We start from the raw sequence: 22,918 nt of genomic DNA, 5'->3' as shown, positions 1-22,918 counted from the left end.
CGGAGTCGCAGACCAAGGTATCCGTAGTCGGCGGCGCCCCTCGCGCCGGATGCCGGACAGCACCCCCTTCACGCGCCCGGGGACATCAGGAGTTGAGGTCCAGGAGCCTGGCCAGAGCGGATCTGACGGCCCCTGGCACGGTGAGATTGGCCAAATTGGCGCCGGTGAAGACAACCGCGATGGAGAGGTCGACCGGCTCGGCCGGACCGTGCACCTCGACCGTCTGACGCCTCCTGCTCCCACGCCCCTTCGGGGAGACCCTGACACGCACGCCTTCACGGGCCACGACATAGCCCTTTCCGCGTCGGGTGGCCGTGCAGGTGTACGTGTGTCCGCCGTGGGCCAGGCGCAGAGAACGGCCCTTCTTCGTCAGGGCCCACCGCCTTCTGCTCAGTGGAACCGGTGTGGTGCCCACCCGGAACTCCATGAGCGACAGGGACGGGCGGCTGCCGTCCGCGAAGCCCTCGAACGACGATGCGGGGATGCGCTCCCCGTCCACTCCGATCCGGGCCCAGGTGCTCCGGCGGGCAACGGGGTAGGTCACCACGATTTCGCCGAAGACCTCCGAGGTACCGCGCCAGCCGTACTGATGAGTGCTGCGATGGCCCTGCTGGGTCTCCCACGATTCAAGCGTGAACGACATGCTGTCCGTTGTTCTCACGGACCTTCCGATACGGAGTGGATGAGCCCCTGGGCGGCCGGAATTCCGTCACGAGCAGTCGAGAGCCCCGTGCGCGGCCGTGGCGAAGAGGTCGCTCAGTTCCTTCTCGGACGGAAACCCCGTCGCCGCGCGCTCCTTCGGCTCCCAGGGGTAGTCGACGTTGTCGAGCAGGAAGTACGTCTCCTCGCCCCCGCACACGGCCTTTTCGACGCCTCGGTCCTTGAGCGACGCGGCCAGTTCCGGGTCCTTCACGACGGCCAGTCCGGTGAACGGGCCGTTCCCTTCGTCCTCCGTGAAGGAGAGGTCGCAGAACCACGCGCTGTCGAAGTCGCCGGACGTCCGCTCCTCTACGGACTGCCCCTTCGGCCCCATGACCTTGCCGAGCCGGAATCCGGGCCCGAACCACCGCCCTGTCACCCGGAGCCGCCGGGTCGGCGAGCGCCGTACAGGACGAGGGCAGCAGGAGCCGACCGCCCCGCTCCTCCGCCGCCCCGGGCGCTGGACGTTGTCGGCCGACAGCCTGCCGTGACAGACCTTCTCCGGGCCGAGGGCATTGGTGTTGAAGGTGAGGAACAGCCCGCCGACGAGAGCGAGAACAGTCAGCACGGCAGCGGCCGACCATTGCGCGCGTCGGGAGCGCGGCATACGTACGGGCAGGTCACTCATCCAGCGAGCGCAGCGCGGCGTTGTAGGCCGAGTCGGCGGAAGCGCGGCAGGTCCGCACCAGGCTGTCCGACGTCTTGTCGTCCGTCTCTCCGGCCGCCGACCAGATCTCCACGAGCCGGACACCCTGTTCCCGCAGGGCCGGGAAGGCGTCCTCGCCCTTGGCGGAGCGCAACGCGGCCCTCCATGTCCCCACGAGGTGGCGGACGGGATCGTCCGCGTACGAGGGCGGCCGGACCGGCCCGTCCGCCAGCTTCGCCACCACCGTGCTCCGCCAGCCCTCCGCCTCCTCGCCGTCGCGGCCGCGGTCGCGCAGAACGTCCTCCGCGACGGCGTCCAGAGTCGCCAGTACCCGCGCGCTGTTCGACGTGGGAGCGGACAGGTCGAAGCCACGGGCGTCCTCGGCCACGTCCGACAGCGCCTCGGAGGCGCGCAGTGTCTGCGCGTCGCGTACGGCTACGTAGGCGAGCGGGTCCTCCGACACCGCTCGGACGACCAGGAGCAGGCTGTCCCGGGGCACGGCCATGTGATAGCCGTCCTTCTCCTGCCAAGGACCCGCGGACGGAGCGCCGTTCTTCACGGACGCGGCGTTCCCGGAGCCGAGGAGAGCGTGGACGTCGCCCGCGTAGTCCGCCAGCGCGTCGGCCACGGGACGACGGAGACCGGGATCGAGCGTGTGGTCCCCACGCCGCTGGACGTCCTTGGCGAGCGCCGACAGCACCGTTCTCATGGCGAGGGCCTGCCCGGAGGTGTGCCGGCCCGACGAGTCGGCGACGGTTGCCTTCCGGATGGCCTCACCGAGGCCCGCACAACCCGTCCCGGACCGGCTCTCCTCGCTGAGCACCTCCTGGACCCGCCGGTCCGCGAGGAGGCCGTCACAGGGCGTCGGGCCCTCGTCGGTCCCGAGGAGTTGCCAGGCGCCGAGCCCTCCGATTGCCGCCAGTGCGGCGGCGACCACCAGACCGGTGGTGCGGAGTCGGCGCGTACGGTTCGGGGGCTGTTCGGACATGACCTTCCTTACGGTTCACGAGCCTGGTGCTTTCACGAAGCGGGCTGTCCGAAGCTCGGTCGAGAACACGAGGAACACTCGTGCACCGTAACGACAGGAATGTCCGACACGCGGCTAACGCCTGGGGACGCTGATGTCGGGGCAGTGGTGTTTCTTCCCTGCGGCATCGACGAACGACTGGAAAAGCTTCCGAGTGTTTTCAGTGTAGTGATCTTTCCCCTGGTCCAGGTTTCAGATCCCGGTACTCATCGCTCCAGTTCATTCCGAAATGGATACTGGTGTCGCCGCAGTTCAGTACCGCACTGTCCGGATTGATCCTGCCTGTGCTGTTCCGTAGATCACGAAAATCCTTCTGCCGAAGGGTCGCTCGTGAGGTCACGCTCTGCGCATTCCCGGGCGACGCGTTTCCCCGGTGGAGCGTCCCCACCCGGTCCCAGCAGGACGCCTGCGGCATGATCCACCCTCAGGCGCCGAGACCGCCCCGGTGGCCCCTCCGGTGAGGAACGACATGCCGGAGGGGCCCCGCCAGGCGCGGGTCTGGAACTGGAAGTCGGCTTTCGCCGGCGCGGCTCAACGGTGGGCGATCTCGTTCTCCTCAGGGAGCATGCCGGTGATCATTTCCCATACTCTCTTTGCCGGTACGGGGACGAGTTTCAGGGGGCTTTCGGGCCCGACCTGCCCTTCCAGCACGGGTTCCGCGGGCAGCTCCCGGTGCCAGTAGCCGAGCGGTCCGCAGTCCCAGATGCCGAAACCACGTACCTTCGTTCCTCTTTTCCCCTCGTCCTCGCCGTGCCAGGCCGTGGTCATCCGCCAACTCGACCGCAGCTCACCGATCATGTTGGCGAGGAGGGAGAGTGCGGGATCTGACAGGCTTCCGGTTTGAGCCAACGCCTTCGCGACATGGTCAGCGGATTCCTCGGAGCCCGTGGGTGCGCTGCTCAGGCTGTCGAGCCCCGCGTCGAGCACTCCGACGGTGCTTTCCACACACGGAACTCCGGTGCTGATGGGGTCGGCCCTCTGGAGGTTCACCATGTGGGCCAGAGCCCATACCAGCATCTGCGGCTCGACCTGCGCGTAGGACGACTCGACCTCATCCGGCCAGGACTCGCGGGAGAAGACGTATCCGTTGCTTATGGTCAACTCGTGAACCAGTCGGCCGTGTTCTCCGAGCATTTCCACGGTGACGACTGCTACGGGATCCATCAGCGTGGCGACCAAAGGCGCGACGTCGGCGGAAAACTCGCCCGCATCATTGATCAACCTGCAATCCTTCAACTCTTTCTCGGCGGAGTTGAGGGAAGTGGGTATCGGCTCACCCGTGACCAGGTGACTGAAGACCGCTATGTGATCTCCGGAGAGACGGAAACGTGCTCGGGATGTGTCGTGGGACGGCATTTATCAACTCCTCGTCGGTTGTTCAGGAAAGCGTGTCGAAAAATCTTGCCACTGCGGATCTGGCAGCTCCTACCAGAGTCAGGTTTGCCCTGTTGGCGCCGGAAAAGAGGATTGCCAGGGAGATGTCGACCGGCTCGGCCGGTCCATCCACGTCGACAGTGACATGCTTCCTGCTGCCACTCCCTTTTTGCGCTACTTTGATCCGGACGTCGTCGCGTGACACGACGTAGCCCTTGCCGCGTCCCGACGCCGTACACGTGTACTTTTTTCCGTCATGGCTGAATCGCAGGGATCGCCCTCTTTTTGTGAGAGCCCAGCCTCTTCTTCTCACCGGAAGCGGTGAGGTGCCGACCCGGAGCTTCATGAGGGAGAGAGAGGGACTCTTTCCTTCTCCGAACCCCTCGAACCAGGTCTCCGGGATACGGTCCCCTTTGGCTCCGATGAGAACGCTGAGGTTCTGACGCGCCACGGGATACGTCACCACGACCTCGCCGAAATCCGCCGATTCGCCCCGCCAGCCGAATTGATGGGTCGCTCGCGCTCCGTTGCGGGTCTCCCACGGATCCAGCTTGAAGGTTGTTCTGCCCACCGCCTGTATACCCTTCTGCTGCGGATTGTTTTCCTAGTCGAACGGGTTGAGGAATTTTCCAACATTCTTTGCACCGGAGGAAATCTTCGAGCCAACATCGCTCGCTGTGTCGCCGGCCCAATCGGTTGCTTTCCCGATCCCTTTCCCGATGGCTTCGTGGTTGTCCCAGATCAAAGCTCCCCCGTAGGCAATTCCCGTTCCTACGGCGAGCCCGATAGTGACAGGGGTGGGCGCGACCATTGCCATGGTGAGCGAACCGTTGAATGCTGTTCCGGTGAGATCGGATGCGAATTTGGCGGGATCCTTGCTGATTTTTTCCGAATCGTATGTGGCGAGGTTGGCCGCCCCCCACACCGTCGCTCCTGCGGATCCCACGACCCCCAACCCGCGCATCGCTCCGGCAGCCTTTGCCGCATTGGCGAGGCCGCCGTTCTTCGCGACGGTCAGCAGATTCGCCTCGGAGGCCGCCGGCATGAAGAAAGTGCCATTTTTCATGTGCCCGGCGAGCATGGCCGCCTCGTCGGATCCCGCGATGGCGTTGATGGCCCCATTGGGAAGTCGGTTGAGGAGCCCTCCGGCGCTCAGCAGCCGGGTTCCGCCCTTCTGGAGGAGCCGTGCCTTGAAGGTTCCCGGGGCGTTGAGTATCCGAGTGGGGTCCTTGAAGTACTTGGCCAAGCTGATGCCCGTGCCGAGAGAGACACCGGCCGCCGTGGTGAACCCGAGGAGAGTGGTCGACCCGGAGAGATAACTCTTCAGGAGGTTCCCGAACTGCTCGCTCCCCGTGAGCCGCGTGGCCATCTGGCCCTGGACGCGGAGAAGGTAATCGTTGAGGGTTTCATCGCTCCGCATCTTCCACGCATTGAGATTCATCTGCGTCTCGGATCCAGGAGTTTCGAGCGTGCCCATCGCGTCACGGTTGAAACCGTTGCCGCCGTTGGTCCCCTCGGCCGCCGCCACGAGAGCCTTCTTGATCTCCTGGTCGAATTCCTGGACGGCCTTGACCCGGTCCTTGATGAGCTTCGCCCACGACTCCTCCGACTTGCGCACACTCGTCAAGTAGTCGGGATCGTGGCGCAGGGCGTTCTTCTCTCCGACGGTGAGCTTGTCGTAGTCGTACGACACGTCCCCCTGGGCGGAGACCTTCATTCCCGCCGCGATGGCATCGTCGCGTGCGGACTGGACCTTCTTCTTGAGCTCGACGAATTCTGTGTGCGCCTGACGCAGCAGGCTCGCTATCGCCTTCGCCTCCGTCTGCGCCCCCGAGTATTCGCCGCGCGTGGCGGCGGACCGCACAGAGGCGGCGCTGGCGCTGGCGCCGCTCCATGCGGGCCCGTTGGTGACCTTCTGGACCGCTTCTTCGTAGCGATCGTCCACCTTTTTGAATTCGCCCGCCATGCTCTGCCACTTGTCGGCGGCGCTGGTGAGCTTGCCGAGGTCGGCCGTCATGACATCGTTATACGTCAGCATGGTTCATTCCCCGTATGTGAGCCGACGGACTACAGATTGTTGAGCTTCGACCTGAGCGGAGCGAAGCCGGAATCAATCTCGACATCGTTCTTCACGAAGAGGCCGGATGTGGCCCGGAGGGCGCCCTTTTCCGCGGAGAGTCGTCCCATCAGGGCCTTCACCTGCTTTTCCCAGGTCTCCTGCACCTTTTTCAGGCCCGCTGCCGTTTCCCAGCCCTCCAGGCCGGTGACAGCGCTTCCGGACGTCTCGTCCGCCCAGACACCGGCCTTTTTGGTGTTCGGCTCCAGTTCCGTCTCTATGGTGTTCGCCGCCGACGCCTTCTGGGCGGGTGTCGCCGCCAGGTCCTCTGTTCCTGGAAGCAGCGGGCCCGTTCCGGCGCTGTTCAGCCGCATCCCCGTCGACTGGCTCGCGGTGGCGTCGGAGCGCAGTCGGCCCCACTCCTCGTCAAATCCCATGATTTGTCTCCCCGTTGTGATGAAATCTCGTCAGGCGCGCGCTGCCGCGCGCACCTCACACTCCCGGCAGGCGCCCCGTCTGCACCAGCGGATTGCCGCGCTTGCGCGAGGCGAAGTAGCCACGGCCCGGCGGCATCGGAGTCGCCCGTACGCGGCCGATCAGGTCGCCCTCGGACGGGTCGCCCGACAGGACCACGCCCTGGGCGCCCAGTTCCAGTACGCGCTGCATGAACGGCTCGTACAGGGCTCGTGAGGCGCCCGCCGCGTTGCGCGCGATGATGAAGCGGACCCCGGTGTCCCGGGCGAAGGGCAGGTACTCCGCGAGCGGGGCCAGCGGATTGCCCGAGTTGGTCGCCACCAGGTCGTAGTCGTCGACGATGATGAAGATCTGCGGCCCGCTCCACCAGCTCCGGTCCCTGAGCTGCTGCGGTGTGACGTCCGTCGGGGGCTGGCGGCGCGCGAAGACGCCGCCGAGCGCCTCCATGTGCATCTGCATGGACGAGGCCATCGGCGCGTACTCCAGCAGGTGGGGCTCCGACAGCGCCCCCAGCAGCGTCCGGCGGTAGTCACCGACCACGAACTTCGCCTGGTCGGGGGTGTACCGCTCGGCGAGCTGCTTCGCGATCAGCCGCAGCAGGTTGGTCTTGCCCGACTCGCTCTCGCCGAAGACCAAGAAGAACGGGTCGGTCTCGAAGTCGACGAACACCGGCTCCAGATTGGTCTCGTCGATCGCGACCGCGATGCCGGCCTGTGGGAACTCGAACCCCTTGGGCAACTGGTCGGCGGGGAGCTTGCGCGGCAACAGCCGCACCGTCGGGGCCGCCTGGCCCGCCCAGTGCGTCCTCGCCGCCCGTACGAACGCCGCCGTACCCTCCGAGAGGTCAGCGGCGCCGCTCACCCCGTCGACGCGCGGCAGGCCGCCCATGAAGTGCAGCTTCTGCGGCACCTGGCCGCGGCCCGGCACCCCCGGCGGGACGTTCGCCGCGACCTTGCGGTCGAACTCGGAGTCCATGACGTCGCCGAGCCGCAGCTCCAGCCGGCCGAGCATCTGGTCCTTGAGCGCCGCACGCACCTCCATGTAGCGCGCGGCGGTGACCACGACATGGACGCCGTAACCGAGACCGCGCGCGGCGATGTCGGAGATGATCGGCTCCAGCATGTCGTAGTCGTTCCTGAAGCCTCCCCAGCCGTCGATGACCAGGAAGACGTCGCCCCACGCCTCGCCGGGCAGCTCGCCCGCGGCGCGCTTGCGCCGGTACGTGGCGATCGAGTCGATGCCGTTCGCGCGGAAGAACTCCTCGCGCCGGTTGAGGACGCCCAGGACCTCCGCGACGGTGCGCCGCACCCGCTCAGGGTCCAGCCGTGACGCGACCCCGCCGACATGCGGCAGCTCCGCCAGCGAGGCGAGCCCGCCGCCGCCGAAGTCCAGCGCGTAGAACTGCACTTCACGCGGCGTGTGGGTGAGGGCGAACGACGAGATCAGCGTCCGCATCAGCGTCGACTTGCCGGACTGCGGGCCGCCCACGACCAGCATGTGCCCCGCCGCCCCGGAGAAGTCCCGGTAGAGCACCTCACGGCGCTGCTCGAAGGGCTTGTCGATCAGCCCGAGCGGTACGGTCAGCCCGCCGGGCCGCGAGTACTCCGTCGCGTTCAGCCCGCGCGCCTCCGTCACCGCGATCCCCGGCAGCAACTGGTCCAGCGTCGGCGCCTCGTCCAGCGGCGGCAGCCACACCTGATGCGCGGGCACCCCCTGCCCGTCCAGCCGGCGCACGATGACGTCCAGCACCGTGTCCGCCAGCGCCTCGTCCTCCGACGGCGGTACGAACGCCGCCGACGGGTCCGGCGCCGCGTACACCACCGGCACCGGCGTCGCGGTGAACAGCACCGGCCGCCGCTCGACGGGGAGCTGACCCACCGACAGGTCCGGTCCGCCCCCGCGGTACGTGCCCGAGACGTACGCCGCCTTGAAGCGCGTCATCTCGTCCGTACCGAACTTCAGATACCCGGAGCCGGGCACCGACGGCAGGTGGTACGCGTCCGGCACCCCCAGCGCCGTACGCGACTCCGCAGCCGAGAACGTGCGCAGACCGATGCGGTACGAGAGATACGTGTCGAGACCGCGCAGCTTGCCCTCCTCCAGCCGCTGCGAGGCCAGCAGCAGATGCACACCCAGCGAACGGCCGATCCGGCCGATCTGGATGAACATGTCGATGAAGTCGGGCTTGGCCGTCAGCAACTCGGAGAACTCGTCGATGACGAGGACCAGGGAGGCGAGCGGTTCCAGCGCCGCGCCGGCCGCCCGCGCCTTCTCGTAGTCATGGATGTTGGCGTAGTTGCCGGCCGAACGCAGCAGCTCCTGACGGCGCTGCAGCTCTCCGCGGATCGCGTCCCCCATGCGGTCCACCAGCGTCAAGTCGTCCGCCAGGTTGGTGATGACCGCCGCCACGTGCGGCATCTGCGACATCCCCGCGAACGTGGCACCTCCTTTGAAGTCCGCGAGAACGAAGTTCAGCGTCTCCGAGGAGTGCGTGACCGCCAGCCCCAGCACCAGCGTGCGCAGCAGCTCCGACTTGCCGGACCCCGTCGCGCCGACACAGAGCCCGTGCGGCCCCATGCCCTCCTGCGCGGCCTCCTTGAGGTCCAGCATCACCGGACCGCCGTCCTCGCCGACCCCGATCGGCACCCGCAGCCGCTCCGCCGTCGACCGGGGCCGCCACGTACGGGCCACGTCCACGGCCCCCGCGTCGCCCAGGCCCAGCAGATCCGTGAAGTCCAGGTTGGCCAGGAGGGGTTCGTCGTCGTCGCCCCCGCCCGTACGCAACGGGGCGAGCTGGCGCGCCAGCGCCTCCGCCGCGGGCAGCGAGATCCCGTCGGGCACCCCCTCGTACGCCAGGCCCCCGCCGGACTCCAGCCGCAGCCGCCCCGGCCGTACGACCACCGACAGGCCGCCCCGCGGCTCGTCCAGCTCCCCGGGCACCACCTCGACGATCGTCACGCCCTGCAGACCCTCGGCCGCCGCGAACAGCGAGTCCGGCGGCACCATCCCGCCGTCCAGCACGACGAGCACATGCGGCTGGTCCAGCACCGGCGAACTGTCCCTGCCGAACCGCGGACGCCCCTCCAGCCTGCTCTGCAGCAGCCCCTCCAGCTCCCCGAGGTCGTCGCCGAACAGCCGCTTCGTACCGGCCCCGTCGATCTGCCCGGGTACCTGCGTGTGCGGCAGCCACTTCGTCCACTCCCAGCGCCCCGCCGCGCCCGGCGACACCACCACCGCGACCATCAGGTCCTCGCAGGAGTGCAGCGTCACCAACTGGGCGACCAGCGCGCGCGCCGAGGCATGCGCCGACTCCTGCTCACCGGAGACCGTCACGTGGTAGAAGGCGCGCATCGACACCGCCATCGGCAGCCCGTCCAGCGAGCCGTGCACCGCCAGGAACTGCTGCATCGCACCGGCGCACAACGGCTCCAGCTCATCCACCGGCGCCGTCTCCGGGGCCACCAGCGGCGTGGCGAGCTGCTGCGCCCCCAGACCGATCCGCACCTGGACGAAGTCCTTGTCGCCCACGCGCCGTTCCCACACCCGCGACCCCTCGGCCACCACCGACCAGAGCTGTTCGGGGGAGGGGTGCAGATAGAGCTGCGCGTCGCGCTGCGCCCGCGCCGTCCTGCGCACCGTACGCCGCGTCTGCGCCAGGTACTTGAGGTAGTCGCGCCGTACGTCGGCAATTTGCCCCTGCGTACCGCGGCGATACCGGACGATCTGCGCGGCGATCATCGCGACCGTCGAGAACAGCATGAGCACGCCCATGATCCGCATGAACGGCGGCGCCTGGGGCGAGAAGAAGAAGACCACCGACGAGCCCATGCCGAGCACCGGCAGGACCTGCATCAGCATGCCCTCCTGCTGACCGCGCGGCAGTTCGGGCGGCGCTTCCAAGGTCAGCGCATCCGAGGGCACTTCCGGCGGAAGGGACCGTGGCGGGCGTTTGACAATGATCTGGCTCACCGGCGTATCAATCCCTCAAGACGGACGGGCGATTCCGTACCGGCGCCCCCGTGGCGACGGCGTCGCTCCGCGCGACGGTGATCCTACGTGCAGCCGCACCGCACCCCTCCCGGTAGGGTGGCGCGCGCACCGTGCGCAACCGCGAATCAGGGGGTCCAGACACGTGAGTACGACCACAGCGACCGGCTTCTGCCGCGTCACTGTCGTGGCGCCGGACAGCAGGATCGATGTCGCTCTGCCGGAGGACATCGCCGTCGCCGACGTCCATCCGGAGATCCTGCGACTCACCGGCCAGACCCAGACACCGGGCACCCCCACCGGCTATCACCTCGTACGGCGCGACGGGACCGTCCTCGACGGCGCCCGCACCCTCGCCGCCCAGCAGGTCCTCGACGGCGAGATCCTCAGCCTGCGCCCCTTCGCCGAGTCCCTGCCGCCCGCCGTGTTCGACGACGTCTCGGACGCCGTCGCCTCCGCCGTACGCCGCGACCGCCACCTGTGGAGCGACGACCTGCTGCGCGGCGCCGGCCTCGTCGGCGGCGTCCTGCTCCTCGTCCTCATGGGCTTCGTCCTGTGGTTCGCCGATCCCGTACGCCACGACATGCACGGCCTGCCCGGCATCATCGCGGGCGTCGCCGGCGTGCTGCTGACCGCCTTCGCGGGCGTACGGGCCCGGGTGTACGCGGACCGCGCCACCGCCGTCGCACTCGGCTTCGGCGCGCTGCCGCTGCTGCTGATCGCCGGCTCCGGCATCCTGGCCCCCGACCCGGGCCAGGGGCCGGGACGGCTCCAGTTCCTGCTCGGCTGCGTCACGGTCCTCGTCGCGTCCGTCGTCCTCGTCGCGCTCACCCCGAGCGGCGACGCGCCCTTCGTCGCCGCCACGTTCCTGGCGACCGTCGGCACCCTCGCCACCTTCGTCATGATCCTCACCGAGGCGTCGGCCACCGACACCGCGGCCGTGTGCGTCCCCGTCGCCGTCGGCCTCATCGCCTTCCTGCCCGGCCTCTCCGCGCGCTTCGCCCGCCTCCCCATCGGCTACGCCTCGCCGCGCGCCGCCGGGAACGACACGTCCGGCGACGCCTACGGCACGTACGACCCGCTCGGCGACCCGAACGCCACCCCCGACGCCGAGCCCGTCGACGCCGCACGCATCGCCGCACAGGCCCGACGCGGCCACGAGATGCTCCTCGGCCTGGTCGGCGGCTGCGCGGCGGTCGTCGTCGGCTCCGCCGCGGTCCTCGGCTTCTCGGACACCGTCTGGGCCCAGCTCCTCGCCCTCACGGCGGGCCTCGCGACGCTGCTGCGCGCCCGCCTGTTCCGCTACACCTCCCAGGTCGTCTGCGCGCTCGCCGCGGGCATCTCCGCGATCGCCCTGCTGATCCTCGGGCTCTCGCTCAACCCGCCCGTCGACCACGTCAGGGAGCTCCTGGTGTACGGCGACCGCGGCGCCCTCGACATCCGTACGATCTGGCTCACCGCGAGCGTCGCGGCCGGCGCCGCCCTGATCACCGCGATCGGCCTGATCATCCCGCGCAAGGGCCTCTCCCCGTTCTGGGGACGCCTCCTCGACCTCGCCGAGGGCGCGGTACTGCTCGCGCTGGTGCCGCTCTGCCTCGCCGTGCTCGACGTCTTCAGCGCGGCCCGCGCGCTCACGAGCTGACCGAGGCCCCGCAGCTACGGGGCGGGGCGACGGGGCGGCGTGACGGGGCGGGGGGCGAGGGCTCACCCCGGGGCTGATACCCTGGGCGACGGCCGTTTGTGTACGTGACCACCGAAGCCACTGGCTCCGCGGTCGGCGCGCAACGGATCTCCCGCCTCCCGAGTAACGGAAGCTCCCCAGAGTATTCGACCTGGGGCACTCGGTGGCCAAGAAGACTCACGAGGAGTACGCGTGTCGCTCGACGCCGCTACGAAGAAGCAGATCATGACCGAGTTCGGCACCAAGGAAGGTGACACCGGCTCCCCCGAGGTCCAGGTCGCCATGCTGTCGCGCCGGATCTCGGACCTGACCGAGCACCTCAAGCTCCACAAGCACGACCACCACTCGCGTCGTGGTCTGCTCATCCTGGTCGGGCAGCGCCGCCGCCTGCTCCAGTACCTGGCCAAGAAGGACATCCAGCGCTTCCGTGCGCTGGTCGACCGCCTGGGCATCCGCCGCGGTGCGGCCGGCGGCGCCAAGTAAGACGCCGTGAAGGGAGCGGTTCCCACATCCAGGGAATCGCTCCCTTCGCCGTATGTACGGGGCATCTCACGGAGGCGGGACCACACGCCGCCACCACGCGCCCCGTACGGAGGCGGACCGGGCGCCTCGCCCGGGACGGCCGGAATGCCATCCCGCGGCCAAGCTCAGTAACCTGGACGCACGAGCACAACTGAAGAGGGGGAGCGACCTCCACCGCCGCCGGTCCTCGGTAGTGGCGCCCGGAAAGGCGCGCGGCCCATGCCGCCGCCCCGGGTGCTTCGATCGAAGACCGGCCCGCACCAAGGAGCGCTCCTCCGCCACGTCCCCTGCCACACGGGCACCGGACGAAGACGAGGAGAAATCACTAGTGGAGAACGAGACCCACTACGCCGAGGCCGTTATCGACAACGGAACCTTCGGCACCCGCACCATCCGCTTCGAGACGGGACGGCTGGCCAAGCAGGCCGCCGGTTCCGCCGTGGCCTACCTGGACGACGACACCATGGTGCTGTCGGCCACCACCGCCTCCAAGAAGCCCAAGGACCAGCTCGACTTCTTCCCCCTCACGGTGGACGTCGAGGAGCGGCAGTACGCGGCCGGCAAGATCCCCGGCTCCTTCTTCCGCCGTGAGGGCCGGCCCTCCGAGGACGCGATCCTCACCTGCCGCCTCATCGACCGTCCGCTGCGCCCCTCCTTCAAGAAGGGCCTGCGCAACGAGATCCAGATCGTCGAGACGATCATGGCGCTCAACCCCGACCACCTGTACGACGTGGTCGCGATCAACGCCGCCTCCTGCTCCACGCAGCTCGCGGGCCTGCCCTTCTCCGGCCCGATCGGCGGCACCCGTGTCGCCCTGATCAAGGGCCAGTGGGTCGCGTTCCCGACCCACACGGAGCTGGAGGACGCCGTCTTCGACATGGTCGTCGCCGGCCGTGTCCTGGAGGACGGCGACGTCGCGATCATGATGGTCGAGGCCGAGGCCACCACGAAGACCATCCAGCTCGTCAAGGACGGCGCCGACGCCCCCACCGAGGAGGTCGTCGCCGCCGGTCTGGAAGCCGCGAAGCCCTTCATCAAGGCGCTCTGCAAGGCCCAGGCCGACCTCGCCGCCAAGGCCGCCAAGCCCACCGGCGAGTTCCCGGTCTTCCTCGACTACCAGGACGACGTCCTGGAGGCCCTCACCGCGGCCGTCAGGTCCGAGCTGGCCCAGGCGCTCACCATCGCGGGCAAGCAGGACCGCGAGGCCGAGCTGGACCGCGTCAAGGAGCTCGCCGCCGAGAAGCTGCTCCCGCAGTTCGAGGGCCGCGAGAAGGAGATCTCCGGCGCCTACCGCGCGCTGACGAAGGCCCTGGTCCGCGAGCGCGTCATCAAGGACAAGGTCCGCATCGACGGCCGCGGCGTCACGGACATCCGTACGCTCGCCGCCGAGGTCGAGGCCATCCCGCGCGTGCACGGCTCCGCGCTGTTCGAGCGTGGCGAGACCCAGATCCTGGGCGTCACCACCCTCAACATGCTCCGCATGGAGCAGCAGCTCGACACCCTCTCCCCGGTGACGCGCAAGCGCTACATGCACAACTACAACTTCCCGCCGTACTCCGTCGGTGAGACCGGCCGCGTCGGCTCGCCGAAGCGCCGCGAGATCGGCCACGGCGCGCTCGCCGAGCGCGCCATCGTGCCGGTCCTGCCGACGCGCGAGGAGTTCCCGTACGCGATCCGCCAGGTCTCCGAGGCGCTGGGCTCCAACGGCTCGACGTCCATGGGCTCGGTCTGCGCCTCCACCATGTCGCTGCTGAACGCCGGTGTGCCGCTCAAGGCCCCCGTCGCCGGTATCGCCATGGGCCTGATCTCGCAGGAGATCGACGGCAAGACCCACTACGTCGCCCTCACCGACATCCTCGGTGCGGAGGACGCCTACGGCGACATGGACTTCAAGGTCGCCGGTACGAAGACGTTCGTCACCGCGCTCCAGCTCGACACCAAGCTCGACGGCATCCCCGCCTCGGTCCTGGCCGCCGCGCTGAAGCAGGCCCGCGACGCCCGCCTCCACATCCTCGATGTGATGAACGAGGCCATCGACGTCCCGGACGAGATGTCCCCGAACGCCCCGCGGATCATCACCGTCAAGATCCCCGTGGACAAGATCGGCGAGGTCATCGGCCCCAAGGGCAAGATGATCAACCAGATCCAGGAGGACACCGGCGCCGACATCACGATCGAGGACGACGGCACGATCTACATCGGTGCCGCCGACGGTCCGGCCGCCGAGGCCGCCCGCGCCACGATCAACGGCATCGCCAACCCGACCATGCCGGAGGTCGGCGAGCGCTACCTGGGCACGGTCGTCAAGACGACCACCTTCGGTGCGTTCGTGTCGCTGCTCCCGGGCAAGGACGGACTGCTGCACATCTCGCAGATCCGCAAGCTCGCCGGTGGCAAGCGCGTCGAGAACGTCGAGGACGTCCTCGGGGTGGGCCAGAAGGTCCAGGTCGAGATCGCCGAGATCGACCAGCGCGGCAAGCTCTCCCTCATCCCCGTGATCGAGGGCGAGGAGTCCGGCGAGTCCGAGGACGCGAAGGACGAAGCCGCGAAGTGACAGCCAGCTCCAGGACGACGGCCCGCACCTCCTCGGAGGCGCGGGCCGTCGCCCGTACCCAAACACTGCTCAAGGGCGAGAACGGGATCGGTACGGTCCGCCGTACGACCCTCCCCGGCGGCCTGCGCGTGGTCACCGAAACCCTGCCGTCGGTACGTTCCGCGACCTTCGGCATCTGGGTACAGGTCGGCTCCCGCGACGAGACGCCCGCCCTCAACGGCGCCACGCACTATCTGGAGCACCTGCTCTTCAAGGGCACGGAGCGGCGCAGCGCCCTCGACATCTCCTCGGCGATCGACGCGGTCGGCGGCGAAATGAACGCGTTCACCGCCAAGGAGTACACCTGCTACTACGCGCGGGTGCTCGACACGGATCTGCCGCTCGCCATCGACGTCGTCTGCGACATGCTCACCGGTTCGCTCATCGAGGCGTCGGACGTCGACGCCGAGCGCGGTGTCATCCTCGAAGAGATCGCGATGACCGAGGACGACCCGGGCGACTGCGTGCACGACCTGTTCGCGCAGACCATGTTCGGCGACAGCCCCCTCGGACGCCCCGTCCTGGGCACGGTGGACACCGTCAACGCCCTGGACCGCGACCGGATCAGCCGCTTCTACAAGAAGCACTACGACCCGACGCGCCTTGTCGTCGCCGCCGCGGGCAACGTCGACCACGCCACGGTGGTACGCCAGGTCCGCAAGGCGTTCGACCGGGCCGGCGCCCTCTCCCGTACGGACGCGGCCCCCGTCGCGCCCCGTGACGGCAGCCGCGCCGTACGGGCCGCGGGCCGCGTCGACCTGCTGAACCGCAGGACCGAGCAGGCCCACGTCGTCCTCGGCATGCCGGGCCTGTCCCGTACCGACGAGCGCCGCTGGGCGCTCGGCGTACTGAACACGGCGCTCGGCGGCGGCATGAGTTCCCGGCTCTTCCAGGAGGTACGGGAGAAGCGCGGCCTCGCCTACAGCGTCTACTCGTACACCTCGGGCTTCGCCGACTGCGGGCTCTTCGGGGTGTACGCGGGCTGCCGCCCGAACCAGGTACACGACGTCCTGAAGATCTGCCGCGACGAGCTCGACCGGGTCGCCGCGGACGGACTCCCCGACGACGAGATCGAGCGCGCCGTCGGCCAGCTCTCCGGCTCCACCGTCCTCGGCCTGGAGGACACCGGCGCGCTGATGAACCGTATCGGCAAGAGCGAGCTGTGCTGGGGCACCCAGATGTCCGTCGACGAGATGCTGGGACGGATAGCGGCGGTCACCCCCGACGACGTACGCGCGGTCGCCCGCGATGTACTGGGACAGCGTCCCTCGCTGTCCGTCATCGGACCGCTCAAGGACAAGCAGGCCGCCCGCCTCGACGAAGCGGTCTCCTGACCGGGCCACCGGCCGGGCCGTACCCCCGAAGGTGAAGGAAACAGAGCAATGAGCAAGCTGCGCGTGGCCGTTCTGGGCGCGAAGGGCCGTATCGGCGCCGAGGCCGTACGGGCCGTCGAGGCCGCCGAGGACCTCGAACTGGTCGCCGCCCTCGGCCGGGGCGACAGGCTGGAGAACCTGGTGGAGGCCGGCGCCGAGGTCGTGGTGGAGCTGACCACACCGGCCTCGGTGATGGGCAACCTCGACTTCTGCGTACGCCACGGCATCCACGCGGTCGTCGGCACCACCGGCTGGACCGACGAACGGCTCGCGCAGCTTCACACCTCGCTCGACGCCTCCCCGCGGACGGGCGTGCTGATCGCGGCGAACTTCTCCATCGGCGCGGTCCTCACCATGAAGTTCTCCGAGACGGCCGCCCGCTACTTCGAGTCGGTCGAGGTCATCGAGCTGCACCACCCGAACAAGGCCGACGCGCCGTCCGGGACGGCCACCCGCACCGCCCAGCTCATCGCCGCCGCCCGGGACCGGGCGGGCAGCGCCCCGCAGCCCGACGCGACGGTCACGGCGCTGGACGGGGCGCGCGGCGCCGACGTCGACGGCGTACCGGTGCACTCCGTACGGCTGCGCGGCCTTCTCGCGCACCAGGAGGTCATCCTGGGGGGTGAGGGCGAGACGCTCACCGTCCGCCACGACTCGCTGCACCACAGCAGCTTCATGCCGGGCATCCTGCTCGGTGTACGGCGCGTGGTCTCCACCCCGGGGCTCACCGTCGGCCTCGAACACTTCCTCGACCTGAGCTGACCCCATGCGCGCGAAGATCACTTACTGTGTCACGGCCGCCGTCCTGGTCGTCTATTTCGTCCTGGTCGGCAGCCGCGGCGTGCTGTTGATCGAGCACGGCACGGCGCTCACCGTGACCTTCGGTGTCGCGGTGCTGATCCTGCCCGTCATCGGTGTCTGGTTCCTCTGGAAGAACACCCAGTTCGTCAGCCGCGCGAACCGGCTCGCGACGGAGCTGGAGGCCGAGGGCGGGCTGCCGGTCGACGAGCTGGTCCGCACGCCGGGCGGCCGGATCGACCGGGACTCCGCGGACGCCGTCTTCGCGGCGCGCCGCGCCGAGACCGAGGACTCGCCGGACGACTGGCGCTGCTGGTTCCGGCTCGCGGTCGCCTACCACGACGCCCGGGACACCCCGCGCGCCCGCAAGGCGATGCAGCGGGCCATCGCACTCCACGCCGGCAGACCCGTCCAGATCTGACCCCGGTCCGACGTCCGACGTGCGACGCCGGTCCGTCCAGGATTCCTGTACGCCCAGGTCAGCCGCTCCGTACGGTGCGAGGGGCCCGACGCGACGGAGCGGGGCCCGGCCATCGTGGCCGGGCCCCGCTCCGTCGTTTTCGCTCAGGCGCCGCGGTACTCGTCGCCCCACACCTCGACCGTGTCGGCCGCCCGGTCGAACGCCTCCGTACGGGACAGGAAGTCCGCGTTGTGGTCGGTGAGCAGCGCCAGAGGTTCACCCTGACGGCGTACGACGACCAGCGCCTGTCCCTGCACGGTACGGGGCAGTCCGAGCCAGCGGACCGGCTGCTGGACCGTACGGACGGCTGTGGCCTGGCTCCACGGCAAGGTCGTCGTACGGAGCAGGCTCACGCGCCGTACACCGTGGCGGCTCACCCACGCGCCGACCCGCAGCAGACGCAGCGCGACGGTGATGGCCACGGCCGCGACGCCCAGGCAGAGCATCGCCCCCGACATCCCGCCCGCGAAGGCGGTGATCATCGCGGCGAGCAGAACGAACGAGGCCAGCAGCAGAAGCAGCGCCGAGGCCGCCACCCGCCAGGGGCCCGGGCGGTACGGACGCCGCCATTGATCATGATCGTCGAAGGGCAGTGCGACATCCTCGGTGGTCGCGTCAAACGCCCGGTCGGCCGTCAGGAAGGGCAGGGGCACGACTGATCCTCACTCACAAGCACGCTCGATTGCTGTGCCCGGTGAGGTTATCGATCACGCCCCCGCCCGGACCACCCCAGGGGGGCCGGATGTGTCAGCGGCCCTGTGATGCTTCCGACTGCTGTGTGTGGCCGGACGACTGCTCCGTACTCAGCGCCGGCATCCCGAGGAGCAGCGCACCGGCGAAACCGGCGGCGATGGTGAGCGCGATCAGCGTACGGCCCATGAGCTGCGAGGTACTCGCGCGCTGTCGGGGCGGGGGAGTGACATTACTGCGGAAGCGGTCGGCCTCGGCGACAAATGTGAACGGGACGGCTTCTCGCCGGCGGAACATGGAGGGACTCCTCCTTGCGGTCTTGTGCGGTCGTGGTGCGTAACGCCGCTGGTGTGTCGATTGCTACTTCTTAGGACGAACAACAGCGCCATTCGGTGCCCGAATTCCCCGGATTGGCCGAGGAACACCGGTAGTGGCCGACGCTCTCCGTCACCGGCACTGTCGGTGCCGCGCCGTAGAGTGGGCGCCGCCCGAGATGAGACTGGAAGGACCCCGCAGGTGAGCGACACCCCCGCCGAGACCAAACCGAGCTTCCGCAGCGATGTCACCGTGGAGCTGGTGAAGCACGCCGCAGGCGACTCCGACGTGCTGTGGGCCGCGCGCGTCTCCACCGCAGGTGAGCACTCCCTCGAAGAGCTGACGAAGGACCCCGAGCGCTCGAAGGGCCTCATCAACTTCCTGATGCGGGACCGCCACGGCAGCCCGTTCGAGCACAACTCGATGACCTTCTTCATCAGCGCCCCGATCTTCGTCTTCCGCGAGTTCATGCGCCATCGCGTCGGCTGGTCGTACAACGAGGAATCCGGCCGCTACCGGGAGCTCCAGCCGGTCTTCTACGTCCCGGGACAGGACCGCAAGCTCGTCCAGCAGGGCCGTCCCGGCAAGTACGAGTTCGTGGCCGGGACGGAGGCCCAGCAGGCGCTCACGGAGCGTGCGCTGCAGAGCTCGTACGTCCAGGCGTACGAGGCGTACCAGGAGATGCTGGCGGCGGGCGTGGCCCGCGAGGTGGCCCGTGCGGCACTGCCGGTCGGCCTCTTCTCCTCGATGTACGCCACGTGCAACGCGCGCTCGCTGATGCACTTCCTCGGGCTGCGCACCCAGCACGAGCAGGCGAAGGTGCCGTCCTTCCCGCAGCGGGAGATCGAGATGGTCGGAGAGCGGATGGAGGAGCACTGGGCGACGCTCATGCCGCTCACCCACGCGGCTTTCAACATGAACGGCCGCGTGGCCCCGTAGCTGCGCAGGGCCCTAGGGCGGACTGGGCTCCAGGGGTTTCGCGCCGGTCGCCGGACAGCCTTCCGGAGCCCGTTCGCGACCCGTCCGGGGCACAGATGTACGGTCGGTCGAGTGAAGTGTCCGTATTGCGGCGTTTCGAGAAGTTCATCTAGGCTGATCAAACGGACCCGGCACTGCCTGAACCCCCGAGCAGGCAGTGCCGGGCTCCTCTTGTCCCGTCCCCCAAGGGGACACGGCGAGCTGAGCAGCGAGTAGCGTGTTACCCATGGCTCCGATCTCCACTCCGCAGACCCCCTTCGGGCGGGTCCTCACCGCCATGGTCACGCCCTTCACGGCTGACGGCGCAATCGACCTCGACGGTGCCCAGCGGCTCGCCGTCCATCTGGTGGACGCAGGCAACGACGGCCTGGTCCTGAACGGCACCACCGGTGAGTCGCCGACCACCAGTGATGCGGAGAAAGACCAGCTCGTACGGGCGGTACTGGAGGCCGTAGGAGACCGGGCCCACATCGTCGCCGGCGTCGGCACCAACGACACCCGGCACAGCCTGGAGCTGGCCCGCGCAGCCGAACGCGCCGGAGCGCACGGCCTGCTCGCCGTGACCCCGTACTACAACAAGCCGCCGCAGGAAGGACTCCTGCGGCACTTCACCGCCATCGCCGACGCCACCGGCCTGCCGGTCATGCTCTACGACATCCCCGGCCGCAGCGGTGTCCCCATCGACACCGAGACGATCATCCGGCTGGCACAGCACCCGCGGATCGTCGCCAACAAGGACGCCAAGGGCGACCTCGGCCGCGCGAGCTGGGCCATCGCCCAGTCGGACCTGGCCTGGTACTCCGGCGACGACATGCTCAACCTGCCGCTGCTCTCCGTCGGCGCGGTCGGATTCGTCTCCGTCGTCGGCCACGTGGTCACCCCGGAGCTGTGCGCCCTGCTCGACGCCCACCTCACCGGTGACGTCCAGAAGGCCACGGAGATCCACCAGAAGCTGCTCCCGGTCTTCACCGGCATGTTCCGCACCCAGGGCGTGATCACCACCAAGGCCGCCCTCACCCTGCAGAAGCTGCCGGCCGGACCGCTGCGCCTCCCGCTCGTCGAGCTGTCGGCCCACGAAACGGCCCAGCTCAAGATCGATCTGGCCGCGGGCGGGGTACAGCTCTAACCACAGACTTCACAACTGAATACGCGAAGACAGCAGATCAAGATCGCGGCCAGTGACCGACGGTCATGGCCATTACCGGCACATCGGTATACACAGACAACTGCAAGTGCACGAATGTCATGCGCGCCACGTGCCTCAGCGGTACGTGGCGCGTGTGGTGAGGAGAGTCTTTTGAGTCATCCGCATCCTGAGCTCGGCGCCCCGCCGAAGCTGCCCAAGAACGGCCTGCGCGTAACCCCGCTCGGTGGTCTGGGCGAAATCGGCCGGAACATGACGGTCTTCGAGTACAACGGCCGTCTGCTCATCGTCGACTGCGGCGTGCTCTTCCCGGAGGAGGAGCAGCCCGGCATCGACCTGATCCTGCCGGACTTCAGCACCATCAGGGACCGTCTCGACGACATCGACGGGATCGTGCTCACGCACGGCCACGAGGACCACATCGGTGGCGTCCCCTACCTGCTCCGGCTGAAGCCCGACATCCCGCTGATCGGCTCCAAGCTGACCCTCGCGCTGATCGAGGCGAAGCTCCAGGAGCACCGCATCCGCCCGTACACCCTTGAGGTCACCGAGGGGCACCGCGAGCGCATCGGTCCGTTCGACTGCGAGTTCGTCGCGGTGAACCACTCCATCCCGGACGCCCTGGCGGTCGCCATCCGCACCCCCGCGGGCATGGTCGTCCACACGGGCGACTTCAAGATGGACCAGCTCCCGCTGGACCGCAGGCTGACCGACCTGCCCACCTTCGCCAAGCTCGGCGAGGAGGGCATCGATCTGCTGCTCTCGGACTCCACCAACGCCGAGGTGCCGGGCTTCGTCCCGCCGGAGCGGGACATCTCCAACGTCCTGCGCCAGGTCTTCGGAAGCGCCCAGAAGCGGATCATCGTGGCGAGCTTCGCCAGCCACGTCCACCGCATCCAGCAGATCCTCGACGCCGCGCACGAGTACGGCCGCAGGGTCGCCTTCGTCGGCCGTTCGATGGTCCGGAACATGGGCATCGCCCGTGACCTGGGCTACCTGAGGGTGCCGCCGGGCCTGGTCGTCGACGTCAAGACCCTCGACGACCTCCCCGACCACGAAGTGGTCCTGGTCTGCACGGGCTCCCAGGGCGAGCCGATGGCCGCGCTCTCCCGGATGGCCAACCGCGACCACCAGATCCGGATCGTCCAGGGCGACACGGTGATCCTCGCGTCGTCCCTGATCCCGGGCAACGAGAACGCGGTCTACCGCGTGATCAACGGCCTGACCAGGTGGGGCGCGAACGTCATCCACAAGGGCAACGCCAAGGTCCATGTCTCGGGCCACGCCTCGGCCGGCGAGCTGCTGTACTTCTACAACATCTGCAAGCCGAAGAACCTGATGCCGGTCCACGGCGAATGGCGCCATCTGCGGGCCAACGCCGAACTGGGCGCGCTGACGGGGGTCCCCAAGGACCACATCGTCATCGCGGAGGACGGCGTCGTCGTCGACCTGGTCGACGGCAAGGCCAGAATCGTGGGCAAGGTCCAGGCCGGCTACGTCTACGTCGACGGCCTCTCGGTCGGCGATGTGACGGAGACGTCCCTGAAGGACCGCCGCATCCTGGGCGACGAGGGCATCATCTCGGTCTTCGTGGTGGTCGACTCGACCACCGGCAAGGTCGTCGGCGGCCCGCACTTCCACGCCCGCGGCTCCGGTATCGAGGACTCCGCGTTCTCGGCCGTACTGCCCAAGGTGGAAGAGGTCATCGCGAGGTCGGGCTCGGACGGTGTGGCGGAGCCGCACCAGATCCAGCAGCTCGTGCGCCGTACGGTCGGCAAGTGGGTCTCCGACACCTACCGCCGGCGCCCGATGATCCTCCCCGTGGTGGTCGAGGTCTGACGGTTCGACGCGCAACGTGGAGCGGGGGGCCTCGATTTGCTTCGAGGCCCCCCGCTCCAGTACGTTTACGGCTCCACCTGAACGGGAACGCCGGGTTATTCATGTGCCTGGAGTCGAACCCCGGAGGGTGGGAATCCGACTCGGAGAACTTCTGATAAAGTCGGAATCGCCGGAAAGGGAAAGCGCGAAAGCGAAGAACTGGAAAGCGAACCCCGCTCCGACGGGGAATCGGACACGAAAGAGTCTGATAGAGTCGGAAACG

General features: G+C 68.7%; 19 protein-coding genes. 9 read left to right on the top strand and 10 right to left on the bottom strand.

Translation table 11 applies throughout. From position 1 onward, the window contains the following. Positions 1–85: 85 nt before the first annotated feature. The 8 genes from ACIO3P_RS35745 to eccCa form a co-directional block, all read right to left on the bottom strand. Complete coding sequence (locus ACIO3P_RS35745) at positions 86–643, bottom strand: hypothetical protein (RefSeq protein WP_329822962.1); 558 nt, start codon at positions 641–643, stop codon at positions 86–88. A 66-nt stretch (positions 644–709) separates the two neighbouring features. After that, positions 710–1,267, bottom strand: a complete 558-nt coding sequence (locus ACIO3P_RS35740) for a hypothetical protein (protein WP_401855327.1) — start codon at positions 1,265–1,267, stop codon at positions 710–712. Positions 1,268–1,319: 52 nt separating this feature from the next. Then, positions 1,320–2,333: a hypothetical protein gene (locus tag ACIO3P_RS35735; protein ID WP_401855325.1), complete on the bottom strand. Its 1,014-nt coding sequence runs from the start codon at positions 2,331–2,333 to the stop codon at positions 1,320–1,322. Positions 2,334–2,903: 570 nt separating this feature from the next. Beyond that, complete coding sequence (locus tag ACIO3P_RS35730; protein ID WP_401855322.1) at positions 2,904–3,728, bottom strand: hypothetical protein; 825 nt, start codon at positions 3,726–3,728, stop codon at positions 2,904–2,906. 22 nt (positions 3,729–3,750) lie between these two features. Further along, positions 3,751–4,317 (bottom strand): hypothetical protein, encoded by a 567-nt coding sequence (locus ACIO3P_RS35725; RefSeq protein WP_329822958.1) that lies wholly within the window; start codon positions 4,315–4,317, stop codon positions 3,751–3,753. Positions 4,318–4,350: 33 nt separating this feature from the next. Next, positions 4,351–5,784 carry a hypothetical protein gene (locus ACIO3P_RS35720; protein ID WP_401855319.1) on the bottom strand — a complete coding sequence of 478 codons (1,434 nt, stop codon included), beginning with the start codon at positions 5,782–5,784 and terminating at the stop codon, positions 4,351–4,353. 29 nt (positions 5,785–5,813) lie between these two features. Next, complete coding sequence (locus ACIO3P_RS35715; protein ID WP_401855316.1) at positions 5,814–6,239, bottom strand: hypothetical protein; 426 nt, start codon at positions 6,237–6,239, stop codon at positions 5,814–5,816. Positions 6,240–6,294: 55 nt separating this feature from the next. Further along, on the bottom strand, positions 6,295–10,245 hold the full coding sequence (gene eccCa, locus ACIO3P_RS35710) for a type VII secretion protein EccCa (protein ID WP_329822955.1): 3,951 nt from the start codon (positions 10,243–10,245) through the stop codon (positions 6,295–6,297). Between the two features lie 163 nt (positions 10,246–10,408). Between eccCa and eccD the strand changes: the two genes are divergently transcribed. The 6 genes from eccD (at position 10,409) to ACIO3P_RS35680 (ending at position 17,651) form a co-directional block, all read left to right on the top strand. Further along, positions 10,409–11,905: a type VII secretion integral membrane protein EccD gene (eccD, locus tag ACIO3P_RS35705; RefSeq protein WP_401855314.1), complete on the top strand. Its 1,497-nt coding sequence runs from the start codon at positions 10,409–10,411 to the stop codon at positions 11,903–11,905. A gap of 231 nt (positions 11,906–12,136) precedes the next feature. Next, positions 12,137–12,427: a 30S ribosomal protein S15 gene (rpsO, locus tag ACIO3P_RS35700; RefSeq protein WP_319685150.1), complete on the top strand. Its 291-nt coding sequence runs from the start codon at positions 12,137–12,139 to the stop codon at positions 12,425–12,427. A gap of 367 nt (positions 12,428–12,794) precedes the next feature. After that, entirely contained in the window at positions 12,795–15,020 is a 2,226-nt protein-coding gene (locus ACIO3P_RS35695) for a polyribonucleotide nucleotidyltransferase (RefSeq protein ID WP_329822953.1), read from the top strand. Further along, positions 15,017–16,393, top strand: coding sequence for a pitrilysin family protein (locus ACIO3P_RS35690; RefSeq protein WP_329822952.1), 1,377 nt, complete (start codon positions 15,017–15,019; stop codon positions 16,391–16,393). Before ACIO3P_RS35695 ends, ACIO3P_RS35690 begins: the two co-directional genes overlap by 4 nt. A gap of 48 nt (positions 16,394–16,441) precedes the next feature. Continuing rightward, positions 16,442–17,194, top strand: a complete 753-nt coding sequence (dapB, locus tag ACIO3P_RS35685; protein WP_401855311.1) for a 4-hydroxy-tetrahydrodipicolinate reductase — start codon at positions 16,442–16,444, stop codon at positions 17,192–17,194. A gap of 4 nt (positions 17,195–17,198) precedes the next feature. Then, entirely contained in the window at positions 17,199–17,651 is a 453-nt protein-coding gene (locus ACIO3P_RS35680; RefSeq protein ID WP_329822950.1) for a tetratricopeptide repeat protein, read from the top strand. A 143-nt stretch (positions 17,652–17,794) separates the two neighbouring features. On the opposite strand, the gene ACIO3P_RS35675 is transcribed toward ACIO3P_RS35680, so the two are convergent. Both ACIO3P_RS35675 and ACIO3P_RS35670 read right to left on the bottom strand, forming a co-directional pair. Continuing rightward, entirely contained in the window at positions 17,795–18,343 is a 549-nt protein-coding gene (locus ACIO3P_RS35675) for a hypothetical protein (RefSeq protein ID WP_401855309.1), read from the bottom strand. Between the two features lie 94 nt (positions 18,344–18,437). Continuing rightward, a complete protein-coding gene (locus ACIO3P_RS35670; protein ID WP_329822948.1) occupies positions 18,438–18,677 on the bottom strand; it encodes a hypothetical protein in 240 nt (79 codons plus the stop codon). 219 nt (positions 18,678–18,896) lie between these two features. Here ACIO3P_RS35670 and thyX point away from each other — a divergent pair, with 219 nt between their 5' ends. The 3 genes from thyX to ACIO3P_RS35655 all read left to right on the top strand — a co-directional run bounded on the left by thyX (position 18,897) and on the right by ACIO3P_RS35655 (position 22,656). Beyond that, positions 18,897–19,634 (top strand): FAD-dependent thymidylate synthase, encoded by a 738-nt coding sequence (gene thyX / locus ACIO3P_RS35665; protein ID WP_401796958.1) that lies wholly within the window; start codon positions 18,897–18,899, stop codon positions 19,632–19,634. Positions 19,635–19,899: 265 nt separating this feature from the next. Next, entirely contained in the window at positions 19,900–20,799 is a 900-nt protein-coding gene (gene dapA, locus ACIO3P_RS35660; protein ID WP_329822946.1) for a 4-hydroxy-tetrahydrodipicolinate synthase, read from the top strand. Between the two features lie 171 nt (positions 20,800–20,970). Next, positions 20,971–22,656 (top strand): ribonuclease J, encoded by a 1,686-nt coding sequence (locus ACIO3P_RS35655; protein WP_329822945.1) that lies wholly within the window; start codon positions 20,971–20,973, stop codon positions 22,654–22,656. Positions 22,657–22,918 lie beyond the last annotated feature (262 nt).

This window comes from Streptomyces sp. NPDC087310, from assembly GCF_044744405.1.
Taxonomy (GTDB): domain Bacteria; phylum Actinomycetota; class Actinomycetes; order Streptomycetales; family Streptomycetaceae; genus Streptomyces.
The sequence above is the reverse complement of the archived record's forward strand: the minus strand, read 5'-3'. Positions and strand labels throughout refer to the sequence as shown.